Annotated in this window: 7 protein-coding genes; 5 read left to right on the top strand and 2 right to left on the bottom strand. The window is 74.3% G+C overall.

What is annotated here, in order from left to right:
• Positions 1–266 precede the first annotated feature (266 nt).
• Both ABZ793_RS31555 and ABZ793_RS31550 read left to right on the top strand, forming a co-directional pair.
• Complete coding sequence (locus ABZ793_RS31555) at positions 267–1835, top strand: MFS transporter (protein WP_357463996.1); 1569 nt, start codon at positions 267–269, stop codon at positions 1833–1835.
• A gap of 11 nt (positions 1836–1846) precedes the next feature.
• Complete coding sequence (locus ABZ793_RS31550; RefSeq protein WP_350709049.1) at positions 1847–2455, top strand: TetR/AcrR family transcriptional regulator; 609 nt, start codon at positions 1847–1849, stop codon at positions 2453–2455.
• A gap of 100 nt (positions 2456–2555) precedes the next feature.
• Here ABZ793_RS31550 and ABZ793_RS31545 read toward each other — a convergent pair whose 3' ends face one another.
• The gene (locus ABZ793_RS31545; protein ID WP_357463992.1) at positions 2556–4475 is read right to left on the bottom strand and encodes a helix-turn-helix domain-containing protein; all 1920 of its coding nucleotides are present in this window, start codon (positions 4473–4475) and stop codon (positions 2556–2558) included.
• Between the two features lie 14 nt (positions 4476–4489).
• Positions 4490–5272, bottom strand: coding sequence for a 3-hydroxybutyrate dehydrogenase (locus tag ABZ793_RS31540; protein ID WP_357463989.1), 783 nt, complete (start codon positions 5270–5272; stop codon positions 4490–4492).
• 193 nt (positions 5273–5465) lie between these two features.
• Here ABZ793_RS31540 and ruvC point away from each other — a divergent pair, with 193 nt between their 5' ends.
• Genes ruvC through ruvB form a run of 3 tightly spaced genes read left to right on the top strand, consistent with a single transcriptional unit; the run spans position 5466 to position 7659 of the window.
• Positions 5466–5993 carry a crossover junction endodeoxyribonuclease RuvC gene (gene ruvC, locus ABZ793_RS31535; RefSeq protein WP_350686934.1) on the top strand — a complete coding sequence of 176 codons (528 nt, stop codon included), beginning with the start codon at positions 5466–5468 and terminating at the stop codon, positions 5991–5993.
• Positions 5990–6592, top strand: coding sequence for a Holliday junction branch migration protein RuvA (ruvA, locus tag ABZ793_RS31530; protein WP_350709043.1), 603 nt, complete (start codon positions 5990–5992; stop codon positions 6590–6592). Before ruvC ends, ruvA begins: the two co-directional genes overlap by 4 nt.
• Positions 6589–7659 (top strand): Holliday junction branch migration DNA helicase RuvB, encoded by a 1071-nt coding sequence (gene ruvB / locus ABZ793_RS31525; RefSeq protein WP_357463984.1) that lies wholly within the window; start codon positions 6589–6591, stop codon positions 7657–7659. The genes ruvA and ruvB overlap by 4 nt, the downstream gene beginning before the upstream one ends.
• The last annotated feature ends 101 nt before the right edge of the window (positions 7660–7760 follow it).

Here is a 7760-nt window from a genome sequence, read left to right as displayed (position 1 = left end):
TGGCCCGCCGTGCCCGGCGCAGGGATCAAGCCTGACCGCCCGGAGCCGGGCACGGCGGGCCACACCCCACACCCCCACCACCACGCACCGCAACCCCAACACCCAAACGCGACCGCACGGCAGCCCACCCACCAAGACCGCACAGCGCACGTGACCGCCGCCACACAAGAAACGAACCGGTTCCGTATCGAAACTCCAGCCCCTACGCTGACACCAAATACGAGTCTGACCCGTATCGAAACGGGGCCGGGGGGAGAACCAGAGAGATGCAACCGCACGAGAACACCGGACATCCGAGGAGGTGGGCGATCCTCGGGGTGCTCGTGATCAGCCTGCTCGTCGTCGTCCTGGACAACACCATCCTCAACGTCGCGCTGCGTACGCTCGCCGACCCGGTGCACGGCCTCGGCGCGAGCCAGGGCGAGCTGGAGTGGTCGATCAACTCCTACACCCTGGTCTTCGCCGGCCTGCTGTTCACCTTCGGCGTTCTCGGCGACCGCGCCGGGCGCAAGCGTTTCCTGCTGATCGGCCTGGTGCTCTTCGGGCTGGCGTCGGCGCTGTCGGCGTACGCGCAGAGCCCGGCGCAACTCGTCGCGGCCCGCGCGCTGATGGGCGTGGGTGGCGCGGCCATCATGCCGGTCACGCTCTCGATCATCTCCAATGTCTTCGACCCGCGGGAGCGGGGCCGGGCGATCGGCGTCTGGGCCGGCGCGGTCGGCCTGGCGGTGGCGATCGGCCCGATCCTCGGCGGCGCGCTGTTGGAGCACTACTGGTGGGGCTCCGTCTTCCTGATCAACGTGCCGGTGGTCGCGCTCGGGGTGGTGCTGGTGGCGATCCTGGTGCCCGAGTCGCGGGACCCGAACCCGGGACGCGTCGACGTCGTCGGCGTGCTGCTGTCGGTGGTCGGCCTGGTCGCCCTGACGTACGGCATCATCGACGGCGGCGAGCACGGCTTCGACCGCCCGGTGGTCTGGGCCGCGATCCTCGGCGGCCTGGCGGTGCTGGCCTGGTTCGTCGCGTACGAGCGGCGCAGCGACCACCCGTCGCTGGACGTGCGGCTGTTCCGGGTGCCCCGCTTCGCCGCCCCGGTGGCGATCGTCGGGCTGATCTTCTTCGCCGCGATGGGCGTGATGTTCTTCAGCTCGTTCTACCTGCAACTGGTGCGCGGCTACAGCCCGTTGGAGACCGGCCTGCTCTTCCTTCCCTTCGCGGTGGCCCAGCTCGTCTTCGCCCCGCGCAGCGCGGCGATGGTCCGCCGGTACGGCGGCAAGGCGGTCGCCGTGGTCGGGCTGGCGCTGACCGTGGTGGCGCTCGGCGCGTTCGCCTTCGTCGGCCAGAGCACCCCGATCTGGGTGGTGCTGGTCTTCTTCTTCCTCCAGGGCGTCGGGATGGCCAACATCATGCCCCCGGCCACGGAGTCGATCATGTCGGCGCTGCCCCGGGAGAAGGCCGGGGTCGGCTCGGCGGTCAGCAACACCGTCCGGCAGGTGGCCGGCGCGCTCGGCGTGGCGGTGCTCGGGTCGGTGCTCTCCGCGGTCTACCGGGCCGACGTCGACTCCGCGCTGCGGGACCTGCCTGCCGGGGCGCGCGAGGCGGCCGGCGAGTCGATCTCCGGCGCGTACGCCGCGGCGGGTCAGCTCGGGCCGGCGGCGCCGCAGCTGATCGCGGTGGCCGACGACGCCTTCGTGGCCGCGATGCACTGGGCGGCGGGCCTCGCCGCAGCGGTCGCCGCCGTCGGCATCCTCGTGGTGCTGCGCTGGATGCCCGGCCGCGCCGCGGCCCCGGTGGCGGCGCCGGCGCCGGCGGGTGAACCCGAGTTGGCCGGGACCGCCTAGGTTCGGGGACAATGTCCGACATGACTTCCACCGCCGATGCTCCGCGGTCGCCCGGGCGACCGCGGAGCGTCCGCGCGGACGAGGCGATCCTCGAGGCCACCCTCGACCTGCTCGCCCAGGGCAGCACGATCGAGGCCATCTCGATCGAGTCGATCGCCGCCCGGGCCGGCGTGGGCAAGGCCACCATCTACCGCCGCTGGCCCGGCAAGGACGCGTTGCTGACCGACGCGCTGCGCCGGCTCAAGGGCAACCCGCCGGCACCGCCCGGCCGGTCGGTCCGCGACGACCTGGTGGTGCTGGTCGGCGCGGTCGGGCACAACATCGACCCGCGGGCGGCGCGGATCATGCCCTGCCTGGTGCCGCGGGTGAACCGCAGTCCGGACGAGTACCAGCTCTACCAGAGCATCATCGAGCCGCGCCGGGCGCTGATGCGGGAGGTGCTGCGCCGGGGGATCCGCACCGGCGAGCTGCGCGCCGACATCGACGTCGAGGTCACCATGGCGATGCTGACCGGCCCGATGCTGATCCAGCGGGTGCTGCGCTGGCATCCCGACCTCGACGAGGCGTCCCTGCCGGAGAAGATCGTCGACGGCGTCCTGGACGGCATCCGCGCCCGCTGACCCCGGCCACCACCCCGGTCCCGCCGGCCGGTACGGCCCACCCGGTTCCGGCACGCGGTACGGCCACCCGGCACGGCACGTGGCACGGCCGGCGGGACCGTCAGCCGGCCGGCGTACGCAGGCGGTGCAGGCGCAGGGCGAGCTGGACCTCCAGCGCCCGCTCCGGCTTCTGCCAGTCCGCGCCGAGCAGCTGCCCGACCCGCTCCAGCCGCTGGGTCACCGTGTTGACGTGCACGTGGAGCAGCTCGGCGGCCCGGGCCAGGCTGCCGCCCACCCCGAAGTACGCCTCCAGCGTCTTCACCAGCGCGGTGCCCCGGCGGGCGTCGTAGTCGACCACCGGCCCGACGGTGGCCGTCAGGAACCGGTCCACGTCCTTGTCGCCGCCGTCGCCGACCGCGCCCAGCAGCAGCCCGACGAAACCCAGCTCGGCGGTGCTCGCGCCCTGCCCCGACCGGCCCAGCGCGCCCAGCGCGGTGAGGCAGCGGTCGGCCTCGGCGAACGTGGTGGCCAGCGACGCCGGCCCCGTCGACGGGCCGCTCGCCCCGGCGGTCACCGGCCGGCCGGTCACCCGGGACAGGTCCCGGGCCACCGCCCGGGCGTTGCCGCCCGCGTCCCGGCCCGGCAGCATCAGCACCACCCGCCCGTCGCGGGCCGCCGCAAGCCCACCCCGCGTCGAGGCGTACGTGGTGGCCCACGACAGCACCCGCTGCCGGGCCGAGCCTGTCGCGGCGATCGCGTCGTCGCCGACCGCCACCAGCACGTGCGGCGCGTCCAGGTCCACCCCGAGCCGGCGGGCCCGGCTGCGCAGCGCGTCGGTGTCCCGCAGCGGCCGGGCGATCAGGTCGTCGAGCAGCTCGCCCCGGACCCTCCCCTCCGCCTCGGCGACGGTGCGCCGGAACAGCAGCAGCAGCGCGGTCACCAGCGACGCCCGCTCCAGAATCCGCTGGTCGGCGTCGACCAGCTCGTCGTCGGGGCGCAGCACCAGCGCGCCCATGTTCTCCGCGCCGGCCACCACCGCGGCGTACCAGAGCGGCCCCCGGCGCACGCTGCGGCCCTCCGTACGCGACGCGGCCACCGCCTCCACCATGTCCGCCCGGTCCGGCTCGTCGATCTCGCCGACCCGGGCCAGCAGCCGGCCCTCCGCGTCCAGCGCCAGCAGCGCCCCGCCGAGCACGTCGGTGACCGCCGCGGCCACGTCCTCCACGCCGCCGCCGCGCAACACCAGCGCGGTCATCCGGTCGTGCGCCGCCGCGGCCCGCTCCACCGAGCTGCTGTGGGCCCGGATGGTGGTGTTCGCCGCCGACAGCTCCTCCAGCGCCGCCCTGGTCTCCGCGAGCAGCCGCGCGGTGTCGATCGCCACCGCCGCGTGCGCGGCGAGGGACACCAGCAGCGCCACCTCCTCCCGGGCGAACGGCCGGGCCGAGCGGTTGGCCGCGTAGAGCACGCCGATCGAGGCCGAGCCGAGCCGCAGCGGCACGCCCAGGATGGCCACCAGGCCCTCCTCGCCCACCCCGGCGTCGATCTCGCCGGTGTGGTGGAAGCGGTCGTCCTCCGGGTAGTTCGCCGTGACGTACGGGGCGCCGGACTGGGCCACCAGGCCGCCGAGGCCGGCGCCCATCGGCAGCCGCAGCCGCTGGAAGCGGGCCGAGACCGAGCCGTCGGTGACCCGCATGTAGGTGTCGCCGCGCTCGTCGTCGTTGAGCGTCATGTAGGCGACGTCCGCGCCGAGCAGGTTGCGCGCCCGGTGCACGATCGCGCGCAGCACGTCGTCGAGGTCGCGCAGCCCGGCCAGGTCCCTGACCGTGTCGTACAGGCCGGAGAGCTCGACCTCCCGGCGGCGGCGGCGTTCCAGCAGCGCGCGGACCCGCAGCGCCACCGTCTTGGCCTGCTCCAGCTCGGCGAGCCGGTCGGGCGGCAGCCCGGCGGCGCGCGCGGCGACGAGCGGCCCCTCGAACTCCACCGCGGCGGCCTCGCGGGCGAGCAGTTCCAGGAACTCCACCGGTGACGACATGACCGACATTGTGCGGCTTGCCACTAGTTCGCCGTCCAGCCCCCGTCGAGCGCGATGGACGCGCCCGTGATGAACGCCGCCGGCGGGGAGCAGAGGTACGCCACCAGTTCGGACACCTCCTCCGGCTCGATCAGCCGCTTGATCGCCGCCCGGGCCAGCATGATCTTCTCGACCACCTCCGCCTCCGGGATGCCGTGGCTGGCCGCCTGGTCGGCGATCTGGCTCTCCACCAGCGCGGTCCGCACGTACGCCGGGTTGATGCAGTTGGCGGTCACGCCGTGCGCGGCGCCCTCCAGCGCCACCACCTTCGACAGCCCCTCCAGGGCGTGCTTCGCCGAGACGTACGCCGACTTGTACGGCGAGGCGCGCAGCCCGTGCACCGAGGAGATGTTGACGATCCGGCCCCAGCCCCTGGCGTACATGTGCGGCAGCGCCCGGCGGATGATCAGGAACGGCGCCTCCACCATCACCCGGTGCAGGTAGGCGAAGCGCTCCGCGGAGAACTCCTGCACCGGCGCCACGTGCTGGAGGCCCGCGTTGTTCACCACGATGTCCACGTCCGCGTCGAGCCGGTCCACGGCCTCGGCGTCCGCCAGGTCCACGCCCTCGGCCCGGCCGCCGGCCTCCGCCGCCACCGCCTTGGCCGCCTCGATGTTGCGGTCCACCACCAGGACCTTGGCGCCGGCGGCCCCGAGCCGCAGGGCACAGGCGCGGCCGATGCCGCTGCCGCCCCCGGTCACCAGGGCGGTACGACCAGCGAGGTCGACGTGTACGACGTGGGGCACCGCCACGGGTTCTGCCGTCATGGCGCATGAAGTTACGAGCTGTGTGTCCGGGCGCACATGGGGCGGCGGCACATACTCGACGGCCGGAGTGTGTGGTCCACACGGCAGGTCGGCGGCGTGTCGGCGCGCCCGGCGTGTCCCCGACACCGGGCCGTCGTCCGGCTCGGTAGGGTGTCGAACACACGTACTGCTGACGGTTGGGGGAGGAGGCGGCGTGCGGGTGCTCGGCGTCGACCCGGGGCTGACCCGGTGCGGGGTCGGCGTGGTCGAGGGCGTGCCGGGGCGGCCCTGCACGTTGGTCGCCTACTACGTCGTCTACACCGACCCCGGCGACGAGCTGCCGCTGCGCCTGCTGCACCTGGACCGCTCGCTCACCGACCTGGTCGCCGAGCACCGGCCGGACAGCGTCGCCGTCGAGCGGGTGTTCAGCCAGCACAACGTCCGCACGGTGATGGGCACCGCCCAGGCCAGCGGGATCGCCGTGCTCGCCGGCGCCCGCGCCGGGCTGCCCGTGCAGACCTACACGCCCAGCGAGGTGAAGGCGGCCGTGACCGGTTCCGGTCAGGCCGACAAGGCCCAGATGACGGCCATGGTCACCCGGCTGCTGCGGCTGCCCGAGCCGCCGAAGCCGGCGGACGCCGCCGACGCCCTCGCCCTGGCCATCTGTCACGTGTGGCGCGGCGGGACGCGCTCCAAGCTGGCCGCCGCGGCCGACCGGGTACGACGAGGAGGAGCCAGATGATCGCCAGCGTGCGCGGGGTGGTGACCGCGACCGGTCCGGACCACGCGGTCGTGGAGGTCGGCGGGGTGGGCCTGGCGGTGCAGTGCGCCCCCGGCACCCTCGCCGAGCTGCGGGTCGGCCAGCCCGCCCGGCTGGCCACCAGCCTGGTCGTCCGGGAGGATTCGCTCACCCTCTACGGCTTCGCCGACGACGACGCCAAGCAGCTCTTCGAGCTGCTGCAGACCGCCAGCGGCGTCGGTCCCCGGCTGGCCCAGGCCGTGCTCGCCGTGCACACCCCCGACGCGGTACGCAAGGCGATCGCCAACGCCGACACCGCCGCGCTGACCCGGGTGCCCGGCATCGGCAAGAAGGGCGCCGAGCGCCTGGTCCTGGAGCTGCGCGACCGGGTCGGCCCGGTCCCGGTCGGCGCCGACGGAGCGGCCGGGGTGACCGGCGGGGCGTGGCCCGAGCAGGTGCGGCAGGCGCTGGTCGGGCTCGGCTGGACGGCCGGGCAGGCCGACCAGGCGGTCGCCGCGGTGGCGGAGACCGTCGACGGTGACGTGCCGCCCGTGCCGGTGCTGCTCAAGCAGGCCATCCGACTGCTGGGCCGCACCCGGTGACCGGTCCCGACGGCAACCTGGTCTCCGCCTACGTCAACGAGGCGGAACGGGACGCGGAGGCCAGCGTCCGGCCGAAGCGGCTGGAGGAGTTCATCGCCCAGCACCGCGTACGCGACCAGCTCGACCTGCTGCTCCAGGGCGCGATGCGGCGCGGCTCCCCGCCCGACCACATCCTCCTCTCGGGCCCGCCTGGCCTCGGGAAGACGACGTTGGCCAACATCGTCGCCGCCGAGCTGGGCTCCGGCATCCGGGTGACCAGCGGCCCGGCGATCGAGCGTTCGGGCGACCTGGCGGCCATCCTGACCAGCCTCGCTGAGGGCGACGTGCTCTTCATCGACGAGATCCACCGGATCGCCAAGCCGGCCGAGGAGCTGCTCTACAGCGCGATGGAGGACTTCCGGGTCGACGTGGTCGTCGGCAAGGGCCCGGGCGCGACCGCCATCCCGCTCGACGTCGAGCCGTTCACCCTGGTCGGCGCGACCACCCGCTCGGGCCTGCTGACCGGGCCGATGCGGGACCGCTTCGGCTTCGTCGCGCACCTCGACTTCTACTCCCCGGCCGACCTGGAGGTGCTGCTGCGCCGGTCGGCCCGGATCCTCGGCGTACCGATCACCGACGATGGCGCCGCCGAGATCGCCGGCCGCTCTCGGGGCACCCCGCGGATCGCGAACCGGCTGCTGCGCCGGGTCCGCGACTTCGCCGAGGTCCGCGCCGACGGCGTGGTCACCGTGGAGACCGCCCAGGCCGCCCTGACGGTGTACGACGTCGACGCGCTCGGCCTGGACCGGCTGGACCGGGCGGTGCTGACCGCGCTGGTCGACTCGTTCCGGGGCGGCCCCGTCGGCCTGTCCACCCTGGCCGTGGCGGTGGGGGAGCAGCCGGACACGGTCGAGGAGGTGTGCGAGCCGTTCCTGGTGCGCGCCGGCCTGCTGGCCCGTACGCCGCGCGGCCGGGTCGCCACCGAGGCCGCCTGGCGGCACCTGGGGCGTACGCCACCGAATGGTACATTTGGCGCGGATGCCCCTCGCGCGCCCGATCTGTTCTCCGTGGACGCCGATCAGCCGTGATGCGAACGTGATCTGTGCCGCATTCGGCGTTCCCAGGTGCAGGGATTAGACTCGCGCCGGTCTGTACAGGACGTGAGAATCCGCCTCCGCTCCGGCACGCC

Source organism: Micromonospora sp. NPDC047465, assembly GCF_040643125.1.
Classification (GTDB): Bacteria; Actinomycetota; Actinomycetes; order Mycobacteriales; family Micromonosporaceae; genus Micromonospora.
This window is presented reverse-complemented; position numbering and strand designations above follow the sequence as displayed.

Bases quoted from the DNA above. Each gene is read 5' to 3' on its own strand.
- ABZ793_RS31555 (WP_357463996.1), top strand. From the start codon at position 267: ATGCAACCGCACGAGAACACCGGACATCCGAGGAGGTGGGCGATCCTC.
- ABZ793_RS31550 (WP_350709049.1), top strand. From the start codon at position 1,847: ATGTCCGACATGACTTCCACCGCCGATGCTCCGCGGTCGCCCGGGCGA.
- ABZ793_RS31545 (WP_357463992.1), bottom strand. From the start codon at position 4,475: ATGTCGGTCATGTCGTCACCGGTGGAGTTCCTGGAACTGCTCGCCCGC.
- ABZ793_RS31540 (WP_357463989.1), bottom strand. From the start codon at position 5,272: ATGACGGCAGAACCCGTGGCGGTGCCCCACGTCGTACACGTCGACCTC.
- ruvA (WP_350709043.1), top strand. From the start codon at position 5,990: ATGATCGCCAGCGTGCGCGGGGTGGTGACCGCGACCGGTCCGGACCAC.